General features: G+C 52.5%; 27 protein-coding genes. 12 read left to right on the forward strand and 15 right to left on the reverse strand.

Going from position 1 to position 23,085, the window contains the following annotated elements; genetic code table 11:
* Nucleotides 1–97: 97 nt before the first annotated feature.
* Entirely contained in the window at nt 98–946 is an 849-nt protein-coding gene (locus tag OCU43_RS17810) for an OmpA family protein (RefSeq protein ID WP_091357464.1), read from the reverse strand.
* A 232-nt stretch (nt 947–1,178) separates the two neighbouring features.
* Here OCU43_RS17810 and rnt point away from each other — a divergent pair, with 232 nt between their 5' ends.
* The 3 genes from rnt to OCU43_RS17825 all read left to right on the forward strand — a co-directional run bounded on the left by rnt (nt 1,179) and on the right by OCU43_RS17825 (nt 4,015).
* The gene (rnt, locus tag OCU43_RS17815; protein ID WP_091357467.1) at nt 1,179–1,796 is read left to right on the forward strand and encodes a ribonuclease T; all 618 of its coding nucleotides are present in this window, start codon (nt 1,179–1,181) and stop codon (nt 1,794–1,796) included.
* 178 nt (nt 1,797–1,974) lie between these two features.
* Complete coding sequence (locus tag OCU43_RS17820) at nt 1,975–2,418, forward strand: hypothetical protein (protein ID WP_091357469.1); 444 nt, start codon at nt 1,975–1,977, stop codon at nt 2,416–2,418.
* 67 nt (nt 2,419–2,485) lie between these two features.
* Complete coding sequence (locus OCU43_RS17825) at nt 2,486–4,015, forward strand: Lcl C-terminal domain-containing protein (RefSeq protein ID WP_091357472.1); 1,530 nt, start codon at nt 2,486–2,488, stop codon at nt 4,013–4,015.
* Here the strand turns inward: OCU43_RS17825 and OCU43_RS17830 are convergent, their stop codons facing one another.
* Entirely contained in the window at nt 4,016–4,699 is a 684-nt protein-coding gene (locus OCU43_RS17830; protein WP_091357475.1) for a response regulator, read from the reverse strand.
* 63 nt (nt 4,700–4,762) lie between these two features.
* On the reverse strand, nt 4,763–6,205 hold the full coding sequence (locus tag OCU43_RS17835) for an ATP-binding protein (RefSeq protein WP_091357477.1): 1,443 nt from the start codon (nt 6,203–6,205) through the stop codon (nt 4,763–4,765).
* Between the two features lie 134 nt (nt 6,206–6,339).
* Here OCU43_RS17835 and OCU43_RS17840 point away from each other — a divergent pair, with 134 nt between their 5' ends.
* Nucleotides 6,340–6,996, forward strand: a complete 657-nt coding sequence (locus OCU43_RS17840) for a GGDEF domain-containing protein (protein WP_091357479.1) — start codon at nt 6,340–6,342, stop codon at nt 6,994–6,996.
* A 51-nt stretch (nt 6,997–7,047) separates the two neighbouring features.
* Here the strand turns inward: OCU43_RS17840 and OCU43_RS17845 are convergent, their stop codons facing one another.
* Both OCU43_RS17845 and grxD read right to left on the reverse strand, forming a co-directional pair.
* Nucleotides 7,048–7,650: a peroxiredoxin gene (locus tag OCU43_RS17845; RefSeq protein ID WP_091357481.1), complete on the reverse strand. Its 603-nt coding sequence runs from the start codon at nt 7,648–7,650 to the stop codon at nt 7,048–7,050.
* A gap of 158 nt (nt 7,651–7,808) precedes the next feature.
* Complete coding sequence (gene grxD, locus OCU43_RS17850) at nt 7,809–8,144, reverse strand: Grx4 family monothiol glutaredoxin (protein WP_091357483.1); 336 nt, start codon at nt 8,142–8,144, stop codon at nt 7,809–7,811.
* A 314-nt stretch (nt 8,145–8,458) separates the two neighbouring features.
* Between grxD and OCU43_RS17855 the strand changes: the two genes are divergently transcribed.
* The 4 genes from OCU43_RS17855 (at nt 8,459) to OCU43_RS17870 (ending at nt 12,098) form a co-directional block, all read left to right on the forward strand.
* On the forward strand, nt 8,459–9,643 hold the full coding sequence (locus OCU43_RS17855) for an aspartate aminotransferase family protein (RefSeq protein ID WP_091357486.1): 1,185 nt from the start codon (nt 8,459–8,461) through the stop codon (nt 9,641–9,643).
* Between the two features lie 42 nt (nt 9,644–9,685).
* The gene (argF, locus tag OCU43_RS17860; RefSeq protein ID WP_091357488.1) at nt 9,686–10,600 is read left to right on the forward strand and encodes an ornithine carbamoyltransferase; all 915 of its coding nucleotides are present in this window, start codon (nt 9,686–9,688) and stop codon (nt 10,598–10,600) included.
* Between the two features lie 128 nt (nt 10,601–10,728).
* Complete coding sequence (locus OCU43_RS17865; RefSeq protein ID WP_091357490.1) at nt 10,729–11,643, forward strand: LysR family transcriptional regulator; 915 nt, start codon at nt 10,729–10,731, stop codon at nt 11,641–11,643.
* A complete protein-coding gene (locus tag OCU43_RS17870; protein ID WP_091357493.1) occupies nt 11,643–12,098 on the forward strand; it encodes a DUF6942 family protein in 456 nt (151 codons plus the stop codon). Before OCU43_RS17865 ends, OCU43_RS17870 begins: the two co-directional genes overlap by 1 nt.
* Before the next feature lie 6 nt (nt 12,099–12,104).
* Here OCU43_RS17870 and OCU43_RS17875 read toward each other — a convergent pair whose 3' ends face one another.
* Nucleotides 12,105–12,482: a carboxymuconolactone decarboxylase family protein gene (locus OCU43_RS17875; protein WP_091357495.1), complete on the reverse strand. Its 378-nt coding sequence runs from the start codon at nt 12,480–12,482 to the stop codon at nt 12,105–12,107.
* Nucleotides 12,483–12,684: 202 nt separating this feature from the next.
* On the opposite strand from OCU43_RS17875, the gene OCU43_RS17880 reads away from it, so the two are divergent.
* Together OCU43_RS17880 and OCU43_RS17885 are read left to right on the forward strand one after the other, a co-directional pair.
* Nucleotides 12,685–14,037 carry a class II 3-deoxy-7-phosphoheptulonate synthase gene (locus OCU43_RS17880; protein ID WP_091357498.1) on the forward strand — a complete coding sequence of 451 codons (1,353 nt, stop codon included), beginning with the start codon at nt 12,685–12,687 and terminating at the stop codon, nt 14,035–14,037.
* The gene (locus tag OCU43_RS17885) at nt 14,037–14,363 is read left to right on the forward strand and encodes a YqcC family protein (RefSeq protein WP_091357500.1); all 327 of its coding nucleotides are present in this window, start codon (nt 14,037–14,039) and stop codon (nt 14,361–14,363) included. The genes OCU43_RS17880 and OCU43_RS17885 overlap by 1 nt, the downstream gene beginning before the upstream one ends.
* Before the next feature lie 42 nt (nt 14,364–14,405).
* Here OCU43_RS17885 and OCU43_RS17890 read toward each other — a convergent pair whose 3' ends face one another.
* Genes OCU43_RS17890 through OCU43_RS17905 form a run of 4 tightly spaced genes read right to left on the reverse strand, consistent with a single transcriptional unit; the run spans nt 14,406 to nt 16,671 of the window.
* Nucleotides 14,406–14,807: a CBS domain-containing protein gene (locus OCU43_RS17890; RefSeq protein ID WP_091357503.1), complete on the reverse strand. Its 402-nt coding sequence runs from the start codon at nt 14,805–14,807 to the stop codon at nt 14,406–14,408.
* Nucleotides 14,804–15,154: a P-II family nitrogen regulator gene (locus OCU43_RS17895; RefSeq protein WP_091357507.1), complete on the reverse strand. Its 351-nt coding sequence runs from the start codon at nt 15,152–15,154 to the stop codon at nt 14,804–14,806. Before OCU43_RS17895 ends, OCU43_RS17890 begins: the two co-directional genes overlap by 4 nt.
* Nucleotides 15,155–15,163: 9 nt before the next feature.
* Complete coding sequence (locus tag OCU43_RS17900) at nt 15,164–15,970, reverse strand: DUF1538 domain-containing protein (RefSeq protein WP_091357510.1); 807 nt, start codon at nt 15,968–15,970, stop codon at nt 15,164–15,166.
* Nucleotides 15,970–16,671, reverse strand: coding sequence for a DUF1538 domain-containing protein (locus OCU43_RS17905; protein WP_091357905.1), 702 nt, complete (start codon nt 16,669–16,671; stop codon nt 15,970–15,972). The genes OCU43_RS17900 and OCU43_RS17905 overlap by 1 nt, the downstream gene beginning before the upstream one ends.
* A gap of 285 nt (nt 16,672–16,956) precedes the next feature.
* Here OCU43_RS17905 and OCU43_RS17910 point away from each other — a divergent pair, with 285 nt between their 5' ends.
* The gene (locus tag OCU43_RS17910) at nt 16,957–18,027 is read left to right on the forward strand and encodes a DUF3549 family protein (protein WP_091357512.1); all 1,071 of its coding nucleotides are present in this window, start codon (nt 16,957–16,959) and stop codon (nt 18,025–18,027) included.
* 73 nt (nt 18,028–18,100) lie between these two features.
* Here the strand turns inward: OCU43_RS17910 and OCU43_RS17915 are convergent, their stop codons facing one another.
* The 3 genes from OCU43_RS17915 to OCU43_RS17925 form a co-directional block, all read right to left on the reverse strand.
* A complete protein-coding gene (locus OCU43_RS17915) occupies nt 18,101–18,598 on the reverse strand; it encodes a hypothetical protein (RefSeq protein ID WP_091357514.1) in 498 nt (165 codons plus the stop codon).
* Between the two features lie 55 nt (nt 18,599–18,653).
* A complete protein-coding gene (locus OCU43_RS17920) occupies nt 18,654–19,040 on the reverse strand; it encodes a VOC family protein (RefSeq protein ID WP_091357516.1) in 387 nt (128 codons plus the stop codon).
* Nucleotides 19,041–19,131: 91 nt separating this feature from the next.
* A complete protein-coding gene (locus tag OCU43_RS17925; protein WP_139203179.1) occupies nt 19,132–19,434 on the reverse strand; it encodes a hypothetical protein in 303 nt (100 codons plus the stop codon).
* Between the two features lie 284 nt (nt 19,435–19,718).
* Between OCU43_RS17925 and OCU43_RS17930 the strand changes: the two genes are divergently transcribed.
* Nucleotides 19,719–21,404, forward strand: coding sequence for a sensor domain-containing protein (locus tag OCU43_RS17930; protein ID WP_175483505.1), 1,686 nt, complete (start codon nt 19,719–19,721; stop codon nt 21,402–21,404).
* Between the two features lie 54 nt (nt 21,405–21,458).
* Here the strand turns inward: OCU43_RS17930 and OCU43_RS17935 are convergent, their stop codons facing one another.
* Both OCU43_RS17935 and OCU43_RS17940 read right to left on the reverse strand, forming a co-directional pair.
* A complete protein-coding gene (locus OCU43_RS17935; protein WP_245756554.1) occupies nt 21,459–22,259 on the reverse strand; it encodes a replication protein P in 801 nt (266 codons plus the stop codon).
* Nucleotides 22,177–23,082 carry a DnaT-like ssDNA-binding domain-containing protein gene (locus OCU43_RS17940; protein WP_091357525.1) on the reverse strand — a complete coding sequence of 302 codons (906 nt, stop codon included), beginning with the start codon at nt 23,080–23,082 and terminating at the stop codon, nt 22,177–22,179. The genes OCU43_RS17935 and OCU43_RS17940 overlap by 83 nt, the downstream gene beginning before the upstream one ends.
* Nucleotides 23,083–23,085: the final 3 nt, after the last annotated feature.

Genomic DNA, 23,085 nt, shown 5'->3' on the forward strand with positions numbered 1-23,085 from the left:
CTACCGGATACCTAAAATAGGAAAGGGCGCAATTGTATCACGATTACGCCAGAGTAACAGGGGGGTAAGCGCTACAGTCACCCTGTAGCGGTCAGGGTTAATTACGGTCTAAACGGATAGTAACCCGGCGACTACGCTCACGGGTCAGACGATCGTTCTTCTGTGCAACAGGGTAACGTTCACCATGATAACGGGTGGTTATACGCTCAGGGCTGACCCCCTTCTTCTCCAGATAAGCGGTCACCGCTTCCGCCCGTTTCTTCGACAGATCCCGGTTGGCCAACCGGCGCCCCTGTGAATCGGAGTGACCGTCAACATAGATCGACTTCACAGAATCGTCGTTGTTGACATAGATCGCTATCAGATCAAGACGCGCTTTGGTGGAGTCCGACAACTGCCACTGCGCAGAAGGAAACAGAACCGCCGTTCTGGCGATCTGCCGGTAGTTCACCGGCAGCAGGTCGGAGATGCAGTCAGCATACGCCTGGTAAGCCGGTGGAAAGTTAGCAGCAGAGAGGCCGATACGCACCGTTTCTCCGGTTTCTGCCCAGTTCTGCGCCAGAAAAGTCGGCATGCGTCCGCGAAACAAACTCGCCAGCATCTGTTGAGAATAACTGGTCGGTACCGGGATAGTGCCATCGGCGGCAAACTTAACCTGACCAATCTCGCGGGTAGCAATACCCGGTTGCCATGGCGAAGCCCCTTCCATTATCTGTACCTGCCCTTTCAGACCATGCCCCTGTAGTGGCCTGAGGGTAAAGCGCACCGTCTCTCCGGCTTCCTGATTAAACTCCCCCTCACCAAACAGCGGGATCTTCTGAGACAGGCGACAACTGAATTTTGACGCTTCCAGATCCCAGCGGGATTGTTCAATGGATGCTGAGTAGCCTACCGCGAAGCCAGGAATCGAAACAGTTAATAAAAGCAACAGTACAACGATACGCATAAACGACCGGAATCCAATTAAAATTGAGGAGCGTGCCAGTATCCCTGTATCGGCACATGCCGGGAAACCTTTAGATTCTACCACGTTGCCAGTCTCACACAGAAACCGTACAGAGTTATTTGTGAAAACCAGAGCAACTCTTTACACTTAAGCCCGGCTAATTACAAATCTGGCTGTCTGAATCAGCCATTAAGGATATGCATTGAACAGAAGCGCTCAGTACCAGCACCCGATGTCAAACCGTTTCCGGGGCTACCTTCCCGTTGTGATCGACGTGGAAACCGCCGGTTTTAACGCCCAGACAGACGCTTTACTGGAGATCGCAGCGGTCACACTGACGATGGATGATGATGGCAACCTGCTTATCGATGAGAGTTATGAGTTTAATGTGGAGCCTTTTGAAGGCGCTAACCTTGAAAAATCTGCTCTCGACTTTACCGGCATCGACCCTTTTAATCCTCTGAGGGGCGCGATCCCTGAAGAGGAAGCGCTGGAAAAAATCTTCAAACCTATTCGCAAAGCGGTAAAGTCGCATAACTGCAAACGCGCAATTCTCGTGGGGCACAACGCCTCTTTCGATCACGGTTTTGTGACTGCCGCGGCAGAGCGTTGCGATATCAAGCGCAACCCCTTCCACCCGTTCTCAACCTTTGATACAGCCACACTGGCTGGTCTTGCCTTTGGCCATACCGTACTGGCGAAATCCTGCGATCTTGCTGATATCGATTTCGATGGTAAGCAGGCTCACTCAGCTCTTTATGACACCATGAAAACGGCAGAGCTGTTCTGCACGATCGTTAACCGCTGGAAAGATCTGGGCGGCTGGCAGATGGTCAACGATATGTACTAACAGGGTTAAAAGACCGCTTCAGGCGGTGTAGATCGAGACCAGCCTGAAGCCCCTTTTACCAGCCCCCTCATCTTCACACATTCTCCTTTTTTCCCCCATATTCGCTCCACTTTGTCCGCTTAGACTTTTCCCAAAGCTTACGAAATTCACTCGCTTTCGATTCAGAGGGGAACCGACTATGGCATATTTGCTTATTATCATCTGCGCCCTGGCGCTCATTACCCTGACCACTATCTACCGTGTCAAAGCCAGCGCCAATACGCCCCAAAGCCGATCGGCTACACCCCGGACACCCGCCCTGAACATGCCTCAGAGTGCGGATAAAGCAACAGAGTTTCGCGGTAAGCTACTGATTCCGGAAACTGATTGTTGCATGGCTGCGCACGCCCTCAGCCAGATTACATTCAGCCTGCAGGATCAGGTTCGCCTCCCTCTGGCCGCCTGTGACAAAACCACCTGCCTTTGTGACATCAAACTGATTCACAACCGCAGGACTGGCGAGCGCAGAGTCCGTGAAGACCGCAGAACGGAGATACGCTTCGCTCCCGGGCACCCTGACCGACGGCAACAGCAGGGACGTCGCAAAGAGGATATCATCTGGAGTGGTGGCTATGCCGGTTGATCTGGCATAACAGCCTGCTAACCCGATAAAATACTTTCTCTGATTTAAAACAAGAATGATATTCATCATGATATTGATAGCGAAAATAACAACACGACCGGTACTGACCCTGATCGCAGCCCTGCTCCCGCTTCTGAGCCAGGCGGACTCTGTCATCCGAATACCCGATACCGGTCAGAATCGCTGCTACAACGACTCCCGCGCGATTCAATGCCCTGAAGCAGGTGCTGAGTTCTTCGGTCAGGATGCACAATATACAGGTAATGCACCGGCTTATACCGATAATCATGATGGTACGGTGACCGATCTGAATACTGGCCTGATCTGGTCAAAAGCCGTTTCCTCGCACAAGCTCAGCCTGGCTGAAGCGCAGGAGGAGGCCCGGAAGATGCGTCTCGCGGGCTTTACTGACTGGCGGGTACCCAACATTAAAGAGCTCTACTCGCTGATCGATTTTCGCGGTTACACCGGTTTCTCCGGTCGGAAAACATCGGGTATTGAGGAGGCCATTCCGGCCAATGCGGTACCGTTTATCAATACCGACTACTTTGACTTTCTCTACGGCGCAGCGGATGAGCGCTATATTGATGCCCAATGGTTAACCCGTACCCGCTACACCTCAACCACCATGGACAACATGGACACCCTGTTTGGAGTGAATTTTGCCGATGGCCGTATCAAGGGTTACGGCTATCAGCCCGCCGGCACCCAGCACCCCCGAAAACGCTTTTATGTTCGTTATGTTCGGGGCCAGGCCTATGGTGACAACAACTTTGTTGATAACGGCAACAACACCATCACCGATATCAGCACAGGGCTGACCTGGGCAAAGACCGATAGTGGCCGGGGGATGACCTGGAAAGAGGCCCTGAAGTATGCTGCCCAGCTCAACCTGGGCGGTCATTCCGACTGGCGGCTGCCTAATGCCAAAGAGCTGCAATATATTGTTGATTACAACCGGGCGCCGGACAGTACCGGCACCGCGGCAATCGATCCGTTATTTGAATCGACCCCGATAACCAATGAGAAGGGAGAGCGGGACTATCCGGCCTACTGGACCTCAACCACCCATCTGGATGGACCGCGACCGGGAGATCATGCAGCTTATATTTCATTTGGCCGCGCCATGGGCCAGATGCACAATGAAATTATGGATGTCCACGGTGCAGGGTCACAACGCAGCGACCCGAAAACCGGCCAGGCTGAGATGGGCCAGGGCCCGCAGGGAGACGCTGTCAGAGTATACAACTATGTACGGGTGGTACGGGGCGGCAGCGCCACTCAAACTCAGCCCTCAACTCAGATCAGCAGAAACCACTACCCCTATAATATCAATCTGAATAACTTCAGCGTGCAGGCCAGTATCGATTCTGCGCGACAGATGCAAAACGACCGTCAGCAACCACCACCCCTGTCTGATCAGGATTTTCCCAGTCACTTTGTTAAACGACTGGACCACGATCACGATAACCGGGTGTCCCGGCAGGAGTTCGACGGCCCACCGGACCGTTTTGACGTCCATGACAAAAATCATGATGGCTATCTCTCTGCAGATGAAGCCCCGCCACCCCCGCCGATGTTGCGGCGAAGGCAGTGATCAGTCCGGAATTTCTAACTTATAGCCCACACCATACACCGACTGGATAACATCCTGATCCGGAAGCTGGGCTTCGAGTTTCTTGCGCAGGTTCTTAATATGGGTATCGATGGTGCGATCACTGACAACGCGCTGATCATCGTAGAGGTTATCCAGCAGATGCCCACGGGCAAATACCCGCCCAGGCTGCGCCATAAAGGTATTCAGAAGCCGGAACTCTACCGGCGTGAGGTCCAGATTAGTCCCGTTAACGGTTGCTTTAAACGCACCTTCATCGAGCATTATCCCCGTTAGTTGTGCCACGCTACCGGTCATCTGCACCCCGGCTCTTCTCAGTACCGAACGCACCCGCGCGACCACCTCCCGGGGACTGTAGGGCTTGCAAACATAGTCGTCTGCGCCTAATTCCAGTCCTAACAAGCGATCGATCTCCTCCACCCGCGCGGTGGTCATAATGATAGGAACCTGGGAAAACTGCCGCACCTCCCGACAGATCGCCATACCATCTTTGCCAGGCAACATCAGATCCAGCAGCACCAACGCTGGGTTATGCTCACGCACCCATTCGACCGCGCTGCCCCCCTCATAGAGTATATCGACATCATAATCGGCCATCAGCAGATAATCCCGCAGCAGTTCTGCTAAACCCGCCTCATCTTCAACAATCAGAATATGTTGTTTCACTCCAACCCTTCCTGTGATTAATAGATCAGCCTCGGTATCAGGGCAACTTACTCAGCCCGTCACTCAGTTGTCATCAGCCAGCGGAATCACCACCTCAACCGCCAGCCCACCCAGCTCAGACACCGCAGCAGATATCTCCCCCTGGTGAGCATCGACAATGTTGCGACAGATCGCCAACCCCAGCCCGGCCCCACCACTGGCCCGACTCCTCGATTCATCCACCCGGTAAAAGCGATCAAATAACCGCTCCAGCATCTGTGTATCGACTGTCGGCGCACTGTCCTCGACTCTGATCACTGCGTTACCCGATAAGCGGCTGGCGGAAACAACGGTCTGCCCCCCCGCATCGGTGTAACGGCGACTATTTTTTAGCAGATTATCCATCACCTGTCGCAGCCTGCGGGGATCCCCCAATACCGTGAGAGACTCAGGCACGGTCAGAGTCAGACTCAGTTGGGATTGACTGAACGAGTGTTCGGCTGCAGCAACCGCGCCCTCCAGCGTATCGACCAGGTTGAACAGCTGTTTTTTATAGCTCAGAGCGCCGGCATCGGTCAGTGCCAGATCATACAGATCATCGACCAGATGACTCAACTGCATATTCGCGTCATGCAATTTGCCAAGCTGCGGCTGGTCCACGGGGCGAATGCCGTCCTGCATCGCTTCAATCTCACCCCGCAGAAGTGCCAGCGGGGTTCGTAGCTCATGGGAGATATCCGCCATGCCCCGGCGGCGTAACAACTCATTACGCTGCAGCACCCCGGCCAGCATATTAAAATCCTGGGCAAGCTGCCCCAGCTCATCCCGGGAATGAATATCAAGACGGATATCGAACTCCCCCTTGGCCAGCACATGGGCTCCCCGGGCGACCGCTTTTACCGGGCGTAACAGATAGCGCCCCATCGGGATACCTACCAGCAACGCTAACAATAAAGCGCCCAGCCCAATCGGATAAATCGCATTTAACTGTTCATCTCTGAACGCTTTATCAAGACGGGAGGATGGAACCGCCTGAGGCGTCAGACTCAACCATCCGATCAGCTCACCATCCAGCGAAATGGGACGATTAACAGCCAGACCGCTGGTATCAGGCGGCCCGATCAGGCGCTGCTTATCGGCATTCAGCAACCGCAGACGGGTGCTGATACCCGTTTTATCCGCCGGTGCCAGCGGTGCCGATCTGGCAGTAAAAGGTTGCGGAGCCCGGGAGGATGACGGTGCTGCAACAACAGCATCGCCGTCGTTCACTGAAGCGTCACTGCTGCTCGGCATAAAGGTCATCCACAAACGATGATTCCCTTCGATGAAATTCCAGCTGCCTTCCCGGCGATACGCGTTACTCAGGTCTTCAACCGTCTGATCAAGTCGCCCCATTTCGACTTCCGAAAGGTATTCATCAAACCCCTTCTGAAAGCTCAGACGCATCGCCACAGCCATCGCCGCCACCAGCAGAACACTGGCTGCCAGCATGACCAGCACCATTTTACCTGTAATTCCTATTCGCATTGGCAGAGTATGATCCGATGTAAATGACGAAGCCAGACCCAAGAGTAATCTTCACATTTTTTCCACACTTTTCACACGGTTCCTCCTTTTTTGATCACTAGACTACCCATATCAACAAGCCCTGGGAGACAACCATGTTACTGGCAGCGCAAATCACAGATCTGACTCTTCTGATTCACACTCTGCTGAACAAAGGCAGGTTTAACGGTGGTGATCGCCTGGATGACCTGAAACAGCACAACAAACAGCTGATCGCTGAAAACAAAGCGCTGAGACGCGCACTTGAGGCGGAAAAAGAACGCGCCTTCCGGGATAGCCTGACAGGAATAGCGAACCGACGAGCCTATGAGCAGCGCCTTGAAGAGGAGATCAATCGCAGTAACCGGAGCGACAAGCCGTTCTCGTTATTGGTGTGGGATATCGATAACTTTAAACAGATCAATGATCGTTTTGGCCATCAGATTGGCGATCAGATCCTGATTGCCATCGCTGGTGAACTGAATAGTCAGGTACGCAGCTGCGACTTCTCCGCCCGCTTTGGGGGTGAAGAGTTTGTTTCCATTATTCCGGACTGCCCGCTAAGCCAGGCTTACAATATTGCAGAAGGGCTGCGCAGCAAGATCGCAGGTAAAAGTATCGCCACCAGCCAGGGAGATATCCATGTCACCCTCTCCTGCGGGATCGCAGAGTTTACCCCCAACAGTGATGCAAATGAGTTATTTGAGCGTGCTGACCAGGCACTCTACCAGGCTAAAAAACAGGGCAAGAACCGTATCAGCCGCTCAGACTAAAACAAAAAAACGCGCCCAGGGCGCGTTTTTTAAGCTTAAACGGTAACCCGCTTACAGCTTGTCAGCATTCTCGCTCAGGTAGGCTGCAACACCGGCAGGAGACGCGTCCATACCTTTGTCGCCTTCAGTCCAGCCAGCTGGGCAAACTTCGCCGTGAGTCTGGTGGAATGCCAGAGCATCAACCATACGCAGCATTTCGTCAACGTTACGGCCCAGTGGCAGATCGTTAACAACCTGGTGACGCACCAGACCATCTTCATCGATCAGGAAAGAACCACGGAAAGCAACACCGCCTTCAGATTCAACATCGTAATCTTTACAGATGCTGTGAGTCATGTCGGCAACCAGCGTGTAGTTAACCGGACCAATACCACCCTGATCAACAGGGGTATTACGCCAAGCGTTGTGAGAGAAGTGAGAGTCGATAGAAACACCGATCACTTCAACGTTACGCTTTTTGAACTCTTCAATACGGTGATCAAAAGCCAGCAGCTCAGATGGACAAACAAATGTGAAATCAAGTGGGTAGAAGAATACAACAGCCTTCTTACCTTTAGTCGCTTCAGACAGGGTGAAAGCATCAACAATCTCACCGTTACCCAGAACCGCTGGTGCGGTGAAATCAGGAGCCTGCTTACCTACTAATACGCCCATTTTTTATCTCCATTGTTAAGTAAAGCGTTAAACGATTGTGCAAACAGCACGTTATATACAAGATATAAAAAGTGCTGATAGCTTAGTTGCAGTGACTTTATAACACTAATTAAAGTCAACTATGTAACCGATAAACTTCATCTATTAAAGCGTTTCACTCAGCCTTCCGCTGAATCATCAGCAACAGCCACTGAATCAATCAGCTCTTTCAGCTCTCCGCTGGCGGCCATCTCGGCAATGATGTCACAACCACCAATCAGCTCACCTTTGATCCACAGTTGTGGAAAGGTTGGCCAGTTTGCATATTTAGGCAGCTCTGCACGAATTTCAGGACTTTCCAGAATATTTACAAATGCAAAACGAGCGCCACAGGACATCACTGCTTCAGACGCACGGGAAGAGAAACCGCACTGAGGAAAACGTGGCGTACCCTTCATATATAAGAGGATATCGTTGGATTCAATTTGCTCTTTTATCGTGTCTATAACGCTCATAAATCTACCTATACTTTAACGGGTCGCCAGAGTTCTGACGCTAAACTTTATTGATGAAGAAATCCTAGCATAAACCCGATTATTTTACTCGGGTATAGTGCGAAAAAAATCAGCTTTAATAGTCGCGACTATAACAAACGTTGCTTAGAAAAACTGCATTCCAGATTATATGGGGTCAACTATACTGGATCTCAAGTTCTATGCAGCATCTTGCTTATTCTCAGGCAAGTACATAGAATGGCTGGTTTTCCGTTCGGCAGCCTGATTATCGCTGCCGTTTTGCGTTACATAGAGGGACTAACAGAGGGACTTAGATGTCTACACAGCCCGTTATGAATACTTACTCGCGCCTTTCCGTCGCCTTTGACCACGGACAGGGCTGCTGGCTGTTTGATACAGATGGCAACAAATATCTGGATGCTCTCAGCGGTATTGCTGTATGCGGTCTTGGCCATGCTCACCCTGCTGTCACAACAGCGATCAGTGAGCAGGCCAGTCAACTGATCCACACTTCTAACCTGTATACCATCACCAATCAGGAACGTCTGGCGGAACGTCTGACCCAGATATCCGGCATGGATAACGTCTTTTTTGGTAATTCAGGGGCTGAAGCGAATGAAGCGGCTATCAAAATAGCACGTAAATTCGGTCATACCAAAGGGATAGAAAAACCCACCATCATCGTAATGGAAGGGTCATTCCACGGTCGTACCATGGCCACCCTGAGCGCCACGGGCAACCGTTCAGCGCAGGCAGGCTTTGAACCTCTGGTCGGCGGCTTTGTTCGTGCCCCCTATAATGATGTTGACGCAGTAAAAAACATTATCAGCAACAACGCCAATGTCGTGGCAATCCTGGTCGAACCCATTCAGGGCGAAGGCGGCATTATCATTCCGGCCGATGATTATCTGAATCAGCTGCGGGATATCTGCGATGCTCATGATATGTTGCTGATGCTGGACGAAGTCCAGACCGGAAACGGCCGTACCGGAACCTATTTCTCCTATCAGCAGAACGGTATCCTGCCGGACGTCGTCACCACCGCAAAAGGTCTGGGCAATGGCGTACCGATCGGCGCCTGCCTCGCCAGCGGCAAAGCTGCGACTGTTTTCGGACCGGGTAACCATGGTTCAACCTACGGTGGCAACCCACTCTGCTGTGCTGCTGCGCTGGCTGTTGTGAATACCATTACTGAAGAGAAGCTGGACCAGCGTGCAGCGGAGCTGGGCAACAAGATTGCCGATGGCTTTCGTGCTCAGCTCGGTGATGCCGCCTATGTCAAAGAGATTCGCAACAAGGGACTACTGCTGGCCATTGAGCTGACCGAAGCCGGTACCGAACTGGCAGTACTGTCTAAGGTCAAAGGGGTGCTCCTTAATGTGACCGGCGGCGGTAAGGTTGTGCGCATGCTGCCCCCGCTGATTATGAGCGATACTGAAGCGGAGCTGCTGGTCAACACCGTGTCCCGTATCATTAAAGTCTATATGGCTGACGAATAACTGAATCTGAGCTAAGGCCTGCTCTGCCCGGCCTTCTTAATTATGACAACAAGACATTTTCTGACACTGCTGGACCTGACACCCGATGAGCTGAACAAGCTGATCAGGCGTGCGATTGAACTGAAACAGATACGTAACAACGGTGAGATCTACGAACCGCTGTCAAACCAGGTTATGGCGATGATCTTTGAGAAATCATCAACCCGCACCCGGGTCTCTTTTGAGGCGGGTATGGCGCATCTGGGTGGACACGCACTGTTTCTTTCCTCACGGGACACACAACTGGGCCGTGGTGAGCCGATTGAGGACAGTGCCCGGGTTATCTCCAGCATGTGCGATGTTGTAATGATCCGCACATTTGAGCACGAGACAGTCACGACGTTTGCCCAGCACTCCCGGGTACCGGTGATCAACGCTCTGACCGATGATTACCATCCCTGCCAGTTGCTGGCGGATATGCAGACCTTCCTGGAACACCGCGGTGATATCAAAGGGAAAACCGTCAGCTGGATCGGCGATGGCAACAATATGTGTAACTCCTATATAAACGCCGCTCGCCAGTTCGACTTTAAGCTGCAGGTCGCCTGTCCGGAAGGGTTTGATCCGAATCCTGAGCTGCTGGCGGCCAACAGCGAGCGGGTATCAATCTTCCGCACCCCCGAAGAAGCGGTGCAAGGCAGCCATCTGGTGGTCACCGATGTATGGGCCTCTATGGGCCAGGAAGATGAGCAGAAAGAGCGTGAACGAGAGTTCAGGGGTTATCAGGTCACACCGCAACTCATGGATCTTGCCGAATCCGATGCGATATTTATGCACTGTTTGCCGGCTCACCGGGGCGAAGAAGTCAGCGCAGAGATGATGGACGACCCACGCTCAGTGGTGTTTGATGAAGCCGAAAACCGCTTGCACGCACAAAAAGCGCTGCTGGAGTTTCTGCTGGTTAAACCGAAAGCCTGATAACAGCGCTTACATATCGCTGGAAACCCAGGCCCGCTCTATGCGGGCCTTATATCATACAAAGATGCCGCATGAGTTAAATTCATACTATACTCTGGTTCACAGAATAAAAATTGAGGCATTCCAGCATGATCGAACTTCGACACCTGAAAACTCTTTCTGCGCTAAGAGATTCAGGCAGTTTAGTTGAAGCTGCCGAACGTATCCATCTGACCCAATCCGCCCTCTCCCATCAGATCAAAGATCTCGAAGACCGCCTAGACTGTTCACTGTTTATTCGCAAAACCAAACCGATCTGCTTCACCAGCGCAGGCCAGCGTATCCTGACCCTGGCCGATGAAGTACTGCCGATGATCCGTAACGCGGAGCGAGATATCGCCCGACTGGCCGGTGGGGAAGCGGGACGCCTGAATATCTGCATCGAGTGTCACAGCTGCTTTGACTGGCTGATGCCAACCATCGACCATTTTCGCCAGAACTGGCCCGAAGTGGAGATGGATCTGACCACTGGCTTCAGTTTTCAACCCCTGCCAGCACTGGCTCGGGGTGATATCGATCTGGTGGTTACTGCTGACCCGGAAGAGCGTACGGGAATAGCCTATATACCGCTCTTTACCTATGAATCGGTACTGGCCATGAGTAAGCAGCATCAGTTGGTTGCGCGCCGCACAATTCAGCCGCAGGATCTTGAACATCAGACCCTGATTACCTACCCGGTTGAACAGCACCGTCTGGATGTTTTCAAGCACTTCCTGGATCCTGCCGGCATTGAGCCGGAAGAGGTACGCACCTCAGAACTGACGGTGATGATTATGCAGCTGGTCGCCAGTGGCCGCGGGGTGTCCGCGCTGCCGAACTGGGCTATCCACCAGTATATCGAACAGGAATATATTACTTCCCGTCCACTGGGCGAAAAAGGGGTCTGGTGTACCCTATACGCAGCGATTCGGGAAGATCAGAAAGATTCAGACTTTATGGTAGATTTTCTTAACACCGCCAAAGAGATCACCTTCCGCAACCTCAGTGGTATCAAGTCTGCCTGATGACCACACTGGGGAATACTGAGGGTGCCACCACCCTTCTCTATCTGCCTGCGCCACCGATCATCGATACACACAAGCCGCTGGATTACGCCAGACTCTGTGAGTTAAATGGCAATCACTGGCGCAAAATCCTGATTATTCTGGCCAAACTGCAAGCCACCGAATCAACATGGCGTCACTATCGCGACGAACAGCTGTTAAGGCAACACGAAGCGATCGTTTTCGGCGATCAGTTGCTCACCGGTCGTCAGTTGCATATTGTTGCCGGCAAAGCCAGCTGGCAGCGGCTGGGGTTAGATCTGCAACACTTTACGCCGATGGAAGCGAGTGGCAGATTATTCCGGCAAGAGAATATTATTCTCACCCCCTACCCGGATTACCGACAGTTTCCCAACACTCTGATTGATCAGTTAAGACCGGTTATTCAGGCATTCAGATCCGCCAGATCCAACTAGCCAGGATCAGCCCTGCCACTCATCCAGCACCTCCTGGGCAGCCCGGAACGCCTCCTGAGCGGCTGGTGCACCACAATAAACAACAGAGTGCAGCAACACCTCCTGAATCTCCTGCGGGGTACAGCCATTATTCAGCGCACCACGTACATGGCCTTTCAGTTCAGCGGGCGCTTTCAGTGCCGCCAGCATCGCAATGGTCACCAGGCTGCGGGTTGAACGTGGCAGGCCATCCCTCTGCCAGGTTGACCCCCAGGCATGTTCATTAATCCACTCCTGTAAGGGAGCGGTCAGCTCTGTTGTATTGGCCTGGGCACGGGCGACAAATGTTTCACCCATGACCTCAGTGCGCACCTTCAATCCGTTTTGCTTATCCTGTTCTGACATAAGATCACTATCAACCCGGTTATTCTTATAGGACTTTTCCAGAGCCTATATTAAACACTATTACGCCAGATATCCCGGCCACAGCGACGAATAACGGCTATTTCAACCGACAGGCCTTACCTGAACCGGCGAACAACGTTAAACTATCCCCCTTTTTTATTGAAGCTCTAAAAATAGCCTCCTTTCAACTCGGTATGTATTGATGGAAAACTGGTCTCCAGACAGCTGGAAAAACAACCCTATTCTACAGCAACCTGAATACCCGGATAGCGAAGCGGTCCGTCAGGTAGAAACAGAACTGGCCAAGATGCCACCACTGGTGTTTGCCGGTGAAGTACGCTCATTGCATCAACAGCTGGCTGACGTGACAGCAGGCAAAGCCTTCCTGTTGCAGGGTGGAGATTGCGCTGAAAGCTTTGCCGAGTTCAGTGCCACCAATATCCGTGACACCTTCAAAGTATTGCTACAGATGGCGGTCGTGATGACCTTTGCCGGTAGTTGCCCGGTGGTTAAGGTTGCCCGCATCGCCGGTCAGTATGCCAAACCCCGCTCCGCGGGCACTGAAGTGATTGATGGCGTTGAGCTGCCCAGTTACCGTGGAGATATCATTAACGACATCTCCTTTGAAGCTGCGGCTCGTCAACCAGACCCTCAGCGACTGATCCGCGCTTACCATCAGGCTACTTCGACACTCAACCTGATGCGCGCCTTTGCGCAGGGCGGTTTTGCCGATCTGCATAAGGTTCATCAGTGGAATCAGGGCTTTGTGCAACAGAGCCCATTGGGCGAAAAGTATCAGCATCTGGCTGATCAGATCGACGATACCCTGGCCTTTATGGAAGCCTGCGGTATTAGCAGCGATAGTGTTCCTCAACTGAGGGAAACCACGGTTTACACCTCCCACGAGGCGCTGCTGCTCAATTATGAACAGGCACTCACCCGTCAGGACAGTCTGACCAATCGCTGGTATGACTGTTCTGCACATATGCTCTGGATCGGCGACCGGACCCGGCAGCTGGACGGTGCGCATATCGAGTTCCTGCGTGGGGTTGAAAACCCGGTCGGAGTCAAAGTGGGCCCAAGCATGAAACCGGATGAGCTGATCAGACTGATCGATGCCCTCAACCCGGATAATCAGCCAGGCCGGCTGACCCTGATCAGCCGTATGGGGGCTGACAATATCACCGAGATCCTGCCTGAACTGGTGCGCAGGGTGAAAGCAGAGGGACGTGAGGTGGTCTGGAGTTCAGACCCGATGCACGGTAATACCATCAAAGCCAGCAGTGGCTACAAGACCCGTAGCGTCAACAGCATTCTGAAAGAGATGAAGGGCTTCTTTGAAGTACATCGCGCCGAAGGCACCTATGCAGGCGGGGTACACTTTGAGATGACCGGTCAGAATGTGACGGAGTGTGTCGGCGGCGCTTACCAGATTACTGAAGAGGGTCTGGCTGACCGTTATCACACCCATTGTGATCCTCGTCTGAACGCCGATCAGGCGCTGGAACTGGCGTTCCTGATTGCCGATACCCTGAAGCAGGCTCGCCAGCGTTAATGCAGCAATATGCAGAACTGGAGCAACTGTTAGTCAGGATAGAAGCGGAGATGCGGGCCTGGTCACTCTGGTCCGCGACACCGCCAGCAGCATCAGCACTGCAAAGCCAGCAACCGTTCTGCATCGATACCCTGAGTTTCTGGCAGTGGGTGCAGTGGATCATGGTGCCACGCTTGCGGCAGATGATGGCCCGGCAACAGTCACTTCCCCAGAGCAGTGATATGACACCAATGGCGGCAGAAGCCGTGGGCGCCAGCGGTATAAAAAGCAGTAAGCTGATCGACTACTTCACTGCACTCGATCAGCTTCTCACCGCCCGTCACTAGCGGTTGGTATTACCGGCGGCGCGGCTTTCACCAGCCGCAGAGTCAGTCGGTTAGCAGACCATCCAGTACGATCTGGTTATAACCAACCACACCCACCACTTCACCACTCTTCAGTACCGGTGCCATCGCAAGGCCGAAATTATCAAACAAGCGGGCGCAGTAACGTACATCCATCTGCGGATCGACACCGATGACCGGCTTGGTCATCACCTCATAGACATTGATCCGTTCCGGCGCTCTATCCTGCGCCAGAACCTTCTTGGCAATATCGGAAAGCAGCAGAATACCGTACTCATCATCTTCGTGGCGCTTATTCACCAACAGCGCCGTCACCTGCCTGGCTTTGTATACCTCAATGGCAGCTTTAATAGTGATCAGGCCATCGACCATGGCAAAATCATTGGTCATCACATCCTGCACCCGGATTACTTTGCGCTCTCTCATAGCTCATCCTCGACGACATTTGTCAGGGTTTGAATCTGGTGGGCCACACCCACAGCATCCTCCACATCCAGCTGAATCGCGATGCCCTGGCCGGGTTTATCGTCAAAATCAGCCACTTCGGAAATAGTTTCCAGTATTTTCCGGCTCAGATGCTCCTCAACAATGAACAGCAACACATCCCGCTGGGTTTCCAGCGACAGACCAAAAAAGGTCTTCGTCTTAGTCACCCCTTCACCGCGGGCGTTATTAATCACCGTGGCACCCGTTGCACCCGCCTCACGGGCAGCCTTCATCACCTGATCGGTTTTGGAGTCTTCAACAAATACTACTAACAGCTTGAAGTGCATAGCCCCGTCCTATTCCTGTTTAACCATCTTTGCACGTTCCCGGCGACGCCTGTCGCGGCGGGCAACAATTTCTGTTATCTGCGCATAGCCCATCACCGTTATCATCGGAAACAGGCTGGCAAATGCAATCAAACCAAAACCATCAATCAAAGCGCTGCGCCCGGGGACAGTACTGGCCAGCCCCAGTCCCAGCGCTGCCACCAGCGGCACAGTCACGGTTGAGGTGGTCACCCCACCGGAGTCATAGGCCAGTGGGACAATGAGCTTGGGCGCAAAAAACGTCTGAATGACGACAACAATATAACCGCTGATAATAAACCAGTGGATCGGATAACCGGTGACAATCCGCCAGGTCCCCAGGCTGATACCGATAGCAACCCCCAGGGCGACCGCAAGACGCAGCCCCCACACCCCGATTGCACCACCCGATACCTCATTGGCTTTGATCGCCACCGCAATCAGCGAAGGTTCGGCAATGGTCGTACTGGCACCGATGGCAAAAGCAAAAATATACACCCAGTAATAATCGGACCAGTGCAGGGCCTCTCCGGTGGTCGCCACCGTGCCGCGGATAAACGCCGGATCGGTAAGCTGTTGCGCCATCAGCTCACCGATGGGAAACAGTGCTTTATCCAGACCCAGTAAAAACAGCGCTAACCCCACGATCACATAGATAAAACCGAACAGTACCCGTTTCAGGTGGGGGATGGGGCGGCGAATCACCAGCAGTTGAAAGCCAAAGACAATAGCGATAATCGGCAACACATCCCTGATGGTGGACAGCAAGATTGACAACAGCTGGCTCAGGGTCTCCATCAGACCACCATTCCATATGCCATGACGAAGATCATCGGTGTCAGGGAGGCAAACGCGATCAGACCAAAGCCATCGATCATCGGGTTACGCCCCTCGATCGCTGAAGCCAGCCCAACACCTAATGCAGTCACCAGAGGAACCGTAATCGTCGAAGTGGTCACACCGCCCGAATCGTACGCTATGCCAATAATTTCACGGGGAGCAAAGCCGGTCATGATCACCACCAGCACATAACCAATAGCGATCATGTAGTGGATCGGCCAGCCCTTCAGAATCCGGATAACCCCCACCACAATCGCCAGACCAACCGAAAACGCCACGGTATAGCGTAACCCTGAGGCGTAACCGGATCTGGCCGAATCAGTGGATTCAATCATCCCCCCCTCTGCGGCAACGCTGGCCGCTTCGGCGGCAACAGCGATCAGCGCGGGTTCGGCCACAGTGGTACCGAATCCCAACGAGAACGAGAACACCAGCAACCAGAACAGACTGCCTTTTCGGGCGAACGCGTTAGCCAGTACCTGGCCAATGGGGAATAGGCCCATCTCCAGACCGTAGATGAAAAAGGTCAGGCCCGCTACGACACACAACAGGCCGGTCAGAAGACCCACCAGATCCGGCACTGGCTGCTGCAACACCACCAGCTGAAAGAACGCGATCACCAGAACGATCGGTAGCAGATCCCGTAAACTTCCGGCCATGGAACGCCCAAGGGCGATAACAACATTACTCAATTGTGCTCCCTTATAACTAACAGCCCCTATTCGTAACACCGGCTACGTTACGTACTGTATCGCCCGATAATGCTGAACAGGAAACACTTACCCGTCATCCGATCATATAAAAAATAACCGTTAAGCTACAGCACTTTAGCGCTCAAGATGATGTGTCACTTGGATCAGGGGACGGCGTGATTCCAGCATCGCTGTATCTGACTGCCCCGCACTGCTAAAATAGCCTCCGTTTTTACCCGACCAGGCATCCCGATGGCACACTTTGACACACTGACCGACTTTATCCAGCAAACTGAAGCCCAGTTCCGCATCTTTGATATGGGCCGTTGCATCAGTAAGCTTTCTCCTGACACCTTCCGCAAAGTCGAGCTGGGACAGATCCCCTTCCCTAAACCCTTTCTGCATCAGGCCTGGATCGCTATTCTGATGTGGAACCCTAAGCAGGCCAGCGAGAATGTTGTCTGGTTTCTCAAACTGCCATTAGATGAGCAGGGATTTATGGTACAGGCGGCGCGGGATGATTTTCTTAACAGGCTGCTGCAGAACCTGACGAATAGTATGGGAAAAGGCCCGCTGGACCAGCCAACCGATGCCACCGAATACCGGGATGCCCTCAAAGACAACCCCTTCAGCTTTACCCCGGATCAGGAGAAGATGGCAGCGTTCCATGCCACCGCCACCCTGACAACCCGGCAGCCCGCATCCAGCTTTTATGATGGGGCAAAGCAGTACTTTCATGGAAAAGCCGACCTGAACCACTGGGACAGTCTGGGTTATCAGGGCATCGCTGACTATGTCATTCGCCATCAGCAGGGCAACAATGAAGACAAACTGGCGGAGATATTCGGCCAGTTGCCGGATACGCCTCTGGAAGCCTGCTGTACTTTTATCGAACATATTCAGCCCAGTGCACCACTCAGCGAAGCGATCCGCCTGCGACTGGAAAACAGTGTTAGCGAAGGGAAGGTTTCCGCCAATCAGATCGGTGCGCTGCTGCGGGCGATCTCCCAATGCCCTGAAGATGAGCAGAAAATCGCGGTGCTGACCCGGGTATTGCAGAGTCCTTATGGTACCCAGGCCGAAGTCATTGCAGCCCTTGCCAGCCGATGCTGGGCCAGCCTGCAATACCCTGAACTGCTGCAGCAGTTTCTTGAAACCCTGGCCGTCAACGATGCCGGCCAGGCGTGCTTTAACCGGGTCATGGCCGACCTGATGTTTATCCCCACACTGCGTGCACTCACACTGCAGCAGTTTCGTGCAGCGGATCGTAGCGAAGCCCTCAGCCGGGCGATTGGCGGGATGTTTGGCGATGGTTTCCTGTAAGAAAACCGTTCGCAGCGCTCCGGAGGGCAACCCCGGTGCGTGCTGAAAAACGTAAAATTGACGACTTATCTTTTCATTGGCTGCTGATATTGCCAATCATTATCTGTCGATGAGCAGCAGGATCATCATCGGTGTCGGAAACCTCAAAGCTTAAGCTGATCTCCCCCATTCTGACGAACGTGAACACGGTCGTCACACTGTGATAATCACCACGGGGGTATAAACCGGTGAGATCCACCCTGCCATTAGCGCAGCTAAACTGGTCCGCCTTATCACAACGGAACTCAACCTGAACGGCGACCTTTGGGGAAAATGCAACCGCATCCAGGACAACGCTGCTACCCGCCGTAAGCACACCCACCGTACCTTTATCACTGCCCGCGTTGTAGTGCCCATAGACGTTGTGGGTCGATGAGTTAACAAACCTGACCCGGCTCTGCAAAACCGTATTCGTCTGAGCTTCTGACATCTGGACATCTGCCACCCGGGCCTGTTCTACAGACCCGGCATAGGCAGGAACAACACCCAGCGCAGCTAAGATGAACACGACTGCAAGCCCATAGCGGTTCATATCACCCGATACCCCAGCGCAACAAACAGTGCTATTCAGTGGAGACAAGCACGGCTTAAGCCACCGACATATAATGCGTTGCACAGATTTTATTGCCGGACGGATCGCGTAAATAAGCCAGATACAACTGCCTGCCGCCACTGCTTCTGACACCCGGAGGCTCTTCACAGGTCTGGCCTCCGGCGGCCACGCCCGCGGCGTGCCAGGCATCAACCAACTCAGGCGAGCTGGCAACGAAGCCGATGGTCATGCCGTTGCCATGGGTTGCAGCTTCACCATTGATCGGTTTGGTCAGGGCAAAAACGCCACTGTCACTGAGGTAAAAACAACGGCCTTTATCATCAAACACCCCTGGCTTATGACCAAGCACACCGAGTATCGCATCATAAAACAACCTGGATTTTTCAATATCATTTGCGCCGAGCATTATATGGCTGAACATCACGGTAATTCCTTTTTATTAGATAAATAATAATTATGTTTGATTCGCTGCACATTTGAGGTGCAGACTGATGCATATTTCCTGCGATTATTCACAGACCAATATCAATATCGATACCGCCATTCTTCCCCTGAAACAGAGTCTTCAACCCTCTGAATAACCAGACAAAAATATCAAATGGAAGCTCTATAATAAATTCCAGCATATCAAGCAATGGGTGACCAGGCTCCCGTTGGCCGCGCGACTGACCAGGCCATATCAAAAAAGCCAGATACAGACAGATCACCGCCGCAACCAGTGTAAACCAACTAAAGGGGTCAACCGCAACAGATACGAGTAATACAATACCCATAACGAAGAGGATGGTTGCCGCGATCTCTCTGACTGTTTCCATGTCCGAAGGTCCTGAAAAATTTACCGCGTTAAGTGCTGAAGGCAGCTCTGCTAAAAACAGCTTTAAAACGACCTGAATCAGCCATTTAACCAGAACCTCGGTTAGCCGACTAGCGATAACGGCTGAAAATTGCCGCGCCAATCTCGGCTACCGCTGTGTTTCCAGAACTCAATCACACCTTCCGGAAACTCTGCGGTTGAATATTATTTAAACATTTAACACAATAAAGCTAAATCTGCTGTCTGGTCAGACGTGCATCTCCAGGTCTAATGAAGGTATGTTGTGTGGTCATAAAAACAACCAAAGCACAGAAGCAGAACAACAAAAAAGAGGCGGATAATCGCTATCGGGTTCTATTCAGCAACTCGAAAATTCCAATGCTTTTAATTGACCCTGTCGACGGTGTAATTGTTGATGCCAACCAGTCAGCCTGCGACTATTACGGCTACCTCCATCAGCAACTAACAGCCCTTAACATCAACGCGATCAACCAGCTCTCAGATATTGAGATCAAAGCTGAAATGCACAAGGCTGCAACTCAGAAACGGGATCACTTCTTTTTTATTCATAAACTGGCTGATGGCAGCCTGCGCGATGTGGAGGTCCATTCCGGGCAGCTAAAGATCGATGACAAACAGTTACTCTATTCTATTATTCATGACATCACCGAACGTCGTGCGGCAGAAAAGGAGCTGAAAGAATTAAACCGTAACTTTATTACGCTGCTGGACAACACCTCCGATTTTGTCTATTTCAAAGACCGGAACAGCCGCTTTCAATTCTGCAGTCAAACACTTGCCGACATCACCGGCCACAGCCACTGGCAAGATATGGTAGGTAAGCACGACCTGGAAGTCTTTCCGCCGGACACCGCAAAAATCTATTACGAGGAAGAACAGCCTATCTTCAGAGAGGGCGTTGCGCTACTCAACCGGGTCGACCCCTACTACGACGAACAGGGCGAAAAAGGCTGGGTCAGCACCAGTAAATGGCCCGTATTTGATGAAAATCGTGTTGATGTTGTCGGTCTTTTCGGTATCAGCAGAGATGTCACTGCTCAACATAAAGCGCAGGAAGAGTTAAAAATTGCCGCCAGTGTTTTCCAGAATATCAGCGAAGGTGTGATGATCACTGATAGCAAAGGCAAGATTATCGAGGTGAATCAGGCATTCTGTCAGCTGTCAGGCTATTCCCGAGATGAGATCATTGGACGAACGCCGAACTTTCTGAAGTCGGGTCATCATGATGCCTCATTTTTCCAGTCATTGTGGGATTCATTAAATGACAACCGATACTGGCAGGGGGATATCTGGAATCGCCGCAAGGACGGTTCAATTTTTGCCTGTCGGACCTGCATCAGCGTCCTCACCGATGAGGAGGGTAAGGTTGATTGTTATATTGGTCTGCATTCAGATATCACCGCCCAGCTACAACATTTTAAAGAGATCGAGCATCTGGCCTATTATGATGCCCTGACAGAGTTACCCAACCGGGTTCTGTTCGCAGACCGGCTAAACCAGACACTGGCTGTCGCCGATCGTGATAAGACCTCAGTTGCGGTCTGTTTTCTTGATCTCGATTCTTTTAAACCGGTTAATGACAACTATGGTCACCGGGCTGGAGACCTGCTCCTGATCGAAGCCGCGAACCGCTTAAAAGATTGCATTCGCGCCGGAGATACTGCGGCCCGGATGGGAGGTGATGAGTTTGCCCTGACGCTGACACAACTGACTTCTGAAGTGGATCTGCAACACGCCCTGGACAGGATACTAACTTCGATCGCCCAGCCCTTCACCCTGCCCATCGGCGAAACTATCTGCGTTTCGGCCAGCATTGGTGTCTGCCTATATCCCCGCTACCACAACAAAAAGAGCCAGCTTCTCCGCTACGCCGATCAGGCGATGTATGAAGCCAAAGCGAAGGGACGTAACCAATACTTTATCCACGGAACAACCGCGACGGACGGCTGACTGATCTGAGACTGAACCGGTTATCCCGGTCTGACAGCAATACTCGTCCGTGATTTACTGATAATCATCCGGCAACTTAACACTCAGCCCCCAGCTTTCAGCCCGTTGCTGGCTGGCCTGACGGAAGCGTTCGCGGATATCGCTGCCGGCGGGTTTGGTCAGATAAAACAGCAGAGTGCTGGCCTGTTCAGGGCTCAGCTGCTGCTGTTCACCCCAGCGCTGAATAAACTCAACCAGGGTGTTGTCACTCTTATCTTCCAGCGCAACAGGCACCTCGATGGAGAGATCCTCCCCTGCCCGCACCCGGCGACAGATCACCTGATAGTTATAGCGAAAATCGGGAAATACCCGATCCTCCTCTTCAGATCTGAGGCGGAACCAGCCGGTCGCTTTTCCTGCATGATAAAGCGCCACATGAGTCCACTCATGCTGGGTCGGATGATCGGCATAACGGCACACCTCCTCATAGGCGATCTTCGCCGGAGGCAGACCAAAATCGCCGCTCTGCTCATTAAGGATGGTGATAAATTCTGAGATGGTGGGCATCCACGCCAGGGTCTCTTTACAACGATTAATCGCCGACACCAGTTCGGCTTCGCTATACCCCTGCATACTCAGCGCCCATTCGCGCTTCGCGATACGGATCTCGTCCTGAGTTTCGAAGCAGCTTTTAAATTTATGCCCATAGATCGCCATAAAACGGGCGAATAGCATATTGATCAGAGTTTTGGTTTCGTTGCTGATGGCTACGGATTCAGCAGCCGCTTCGGCGTCACCAGTCGGTGTCCTTGATGTCCATGATGGCTGCGGTAACCCGCTGGCGCTTTTCCCGATTATCTGGGCGGGTGTTTTCATGGTTTACACCTTTATTTGCTTCTTCTGCCCGCTGTTTGCGGGCATCACGTGTTTGTTGATTAACCCATTCCCGCTTAACCCAGGCAAGGAATTTCTGATCCCAGTTGGATTCTTTACGATCTTTATCCAGCCAGTAAAGTATAAATTCATCCAGCAGCCCTTCCGCAAAGGGTTGCGGGATGCTATGCCGGGGCAACATATCCAGCAACATCTGCGAGGGTCGCCAGCCCAGAAACATAGTATGCAGTTTCTGGTTTTTTTGTTCGATCTCATTCAGCCGACTGGCAAAGTCATTCTCAGCCGTAGTCTCACGACTGGGGGTCACCTGACGGCTTTTCGACCAGCCGATACTGCCACCAAAGGTGGGTGCAGGTCCCGGCCGGCGAATCTGAGCCTGATGTACCCGGCGACTGATCTCACTGCGTTCCGGCGGCTGTTCAACCACAGGTAGTTCCTGCACCGTCACCGGTGGTGCAGGCGGCTCATCGGGGAACACTGGAGACGATGAGGCTGCAGAGTGCTGATCTATCGGGGTCTGCAACACCAGCTTAATCGCCCGGCCGTGACCAAAGGAAGCCTGAATATAGCCCTGGGATACCAGGCTGCTGGTGACCATCGCCAGCTTCTCTTCATCCCAGAAACCGGCAAGTGACAACCACTCTGTGCGGCTTAGCACAGCAGACGGAAGCCCGGATTTGTCCGGCAACCCATGCATCTGTATATAATCGTGGTATATCGCCAGAAGGATCGCCTCATCAGAGCCTGCCGTACGTGCCAGCGAAGGATAAAACAGTACGGGTTTTTCCGGAAAGCGGAAGCTCATAAT

Origin of the sequence: Amphritea atlantica (assembly GCF_024347255.1) — a bacterium.
GTDB lineage: Bacteria > Pseudomonadota > Gammaproteobacteria > Pseudomonadales > Balneatricaceae > Amphritea > Amphritea atlantica.

Bases quoted from the DNA above. Each gene is read 5' to 3' on its own strand.
- OCU43_RS17810 (WP_091357464.1), bottom strand. From the start codon at position 946: ATGCGTATCGTTGTACTGTTGCTTTTATTAACTGTTTCGATTCCTGGC.
- rnt (WP_091357467.1), top strand. From the start codon at position 1,179: ATGTCAAACCGTTTCCGGGGCTACCTTCCCGTTGTGATCGACGTGGAA.
- OCU43_RS17820 (WP_091357469.1), top strand. From the start codon at position 1,975: ATGGCATATTTGCTTATTATCATCTGCGCCCTGGCGCTCATTACCCTG.
- OCU43_RS17825 (WP_091357472.1), top strand. From the start codon at position 2,486: ATGATATTGATAGCGAAAATAACAACACGACCGGTACTGACCCTGATC.
- OCU43_RS17835 (WP_091357477.1), bottom strand. From the start codon at position 6,205: ATGCGAATAGGAATTACAGGTAAAATGGTGCTGGTCATGCTGGCAGCC.
- OCU43_RS17840 (WP_091357479.1), top strand. From the start codon at position 6,340: ATGTTACTGGCAGCGCAAATCACAGATCTGACTCTTCTGATTCACACT.
- OCU43_RS17845 (WP_091357481.1), bottom strand. From the start codon at position 7,650: ATGGGCGTATTAGTAGGTAAGCAGGCTCCTGATTTCACCGCACCAGCG.
- grxD (WP_091357483.1), bottom strand. From the start codon at position 8,144: ATGAGCGTTATAGACACGATAAAAGAGCAAATTGAATCCAACGATATC.
- OCU43_RS17855 (WP_091357486.1), top strand. From the start codon at position 8,459: ATGTCTACACAGCCCGTTATGAATACTTACTCGCGCCTTTCCGTCGCC.
- argF (WP_091357488.1), top strand. From the start codon at position 9,686: ATGACAACAAGACATTTTCTGACACTGCTGGACCTGACACCCGATGAG.
- OCU43_RS17865 (WP_091357490.1), top strand. From the start codon at position 10,729: ATGATCGAACTTCGACACCTGAAAACTCTTTCTGCGCTAAGAGATTCA.
- OCU43_RS17870 (WP_091357493.1), top strand. From the start codon at position 11,643: ATGACCACACTGGGGAATACTGAGGGTGCCACCACCCTTCTCTATCTG.
- OCU43_RS17875 (WP_091357495.1), bottom strand. From the start codon at position 12,482: ATGTCAGAACAGGATAAGCAAAACGGATTGAAGGTGCGCACTGAGGTC.
- OCU43_RS17880 (WP_091357498.1), top strand. From the start codon at position 12,685: ATGGAAAACTGGTCTCCAGACAGCTGGAAAAACAACCCTATTCTACAG.
- OCU43_RS17885 (WP_091357500.1), top strand. From the start codon at position 14,037: ATGCAGCAATATGCAGAACTGGAGCAACTGTTAGTCAGGATAGAAGCG.
- OCU43_RS17890 (WP_091357503.1), bottom strand. From the start codon at position 14,807: ATGAGAGAGCGCAAAGTAATCCGGGTGCAGGATGTGATGACCAATGAT.
- OCU43_RS17895 (WP_091357507.1), bottom strand. From the start codon at position 15,154: ATGCACTTCAAGCTGTTAGTAGTATTTGTTGAAGACTCCAAAACCGAT.
- OCU43_RS17900 (WP_091357510.1), bottom strand. From the start codon at position 15,970: ATGGAGACCCTGAGCCAGCTGTTGTCAATCTTGCTGTCCACCATCAGG.
- OCU43_RS17905 (WP_091357905.1), bottom strand. From the start codon at position 16,671: ATGGCCGGAAGTTTACGGGATCTGCTACCGATCGTTCTGGTGATCGCG.
- OCU43_RS17910 (WP_091357512.1), top strand. From the start codon at position 16,957: ATGGCACACTTTGACACACTGACCGACTTTATCCAGCAAACTGAAGCC.
- OCU43_RS17915 (WP_091357514.1), bottom strand. From the start codon at position 18,598: ATGAACCGCTATGGGCTTGCAGTCGTGTTCATCTTAGCTGCGCTGGGT.
- OCU43_RS17920 (WP_091357516.1), bottom strand. From the start codon at position 19,040: ATGTTCAGCCATATAATGCTCGGCGCAAATGATATTGAAAAATCCAGG.
- OCU43_RS17925 (WP_139203179.1), bottom strand. From the start codon at position 19,434: ATGGAAACAGTCAGAGAGATCGCGGCAACCATCCTCTTCGTTATGGGT.
- OCU43_RS17935 (WP_245756554.1), bottom strand. From the start codon at position 22,259: ATGAAAACACCCGCCCAGATAATCGGGAAAAGCGCCAGCGGGTTACCG.
- OCU43_RS17940 (WP_091357525.1), bottom strand. From the start codon at position 23,082: ATGAGCTTCCGCTTTCCGGAAAAACCCGTACTGTTTTATCCTTCGCTG.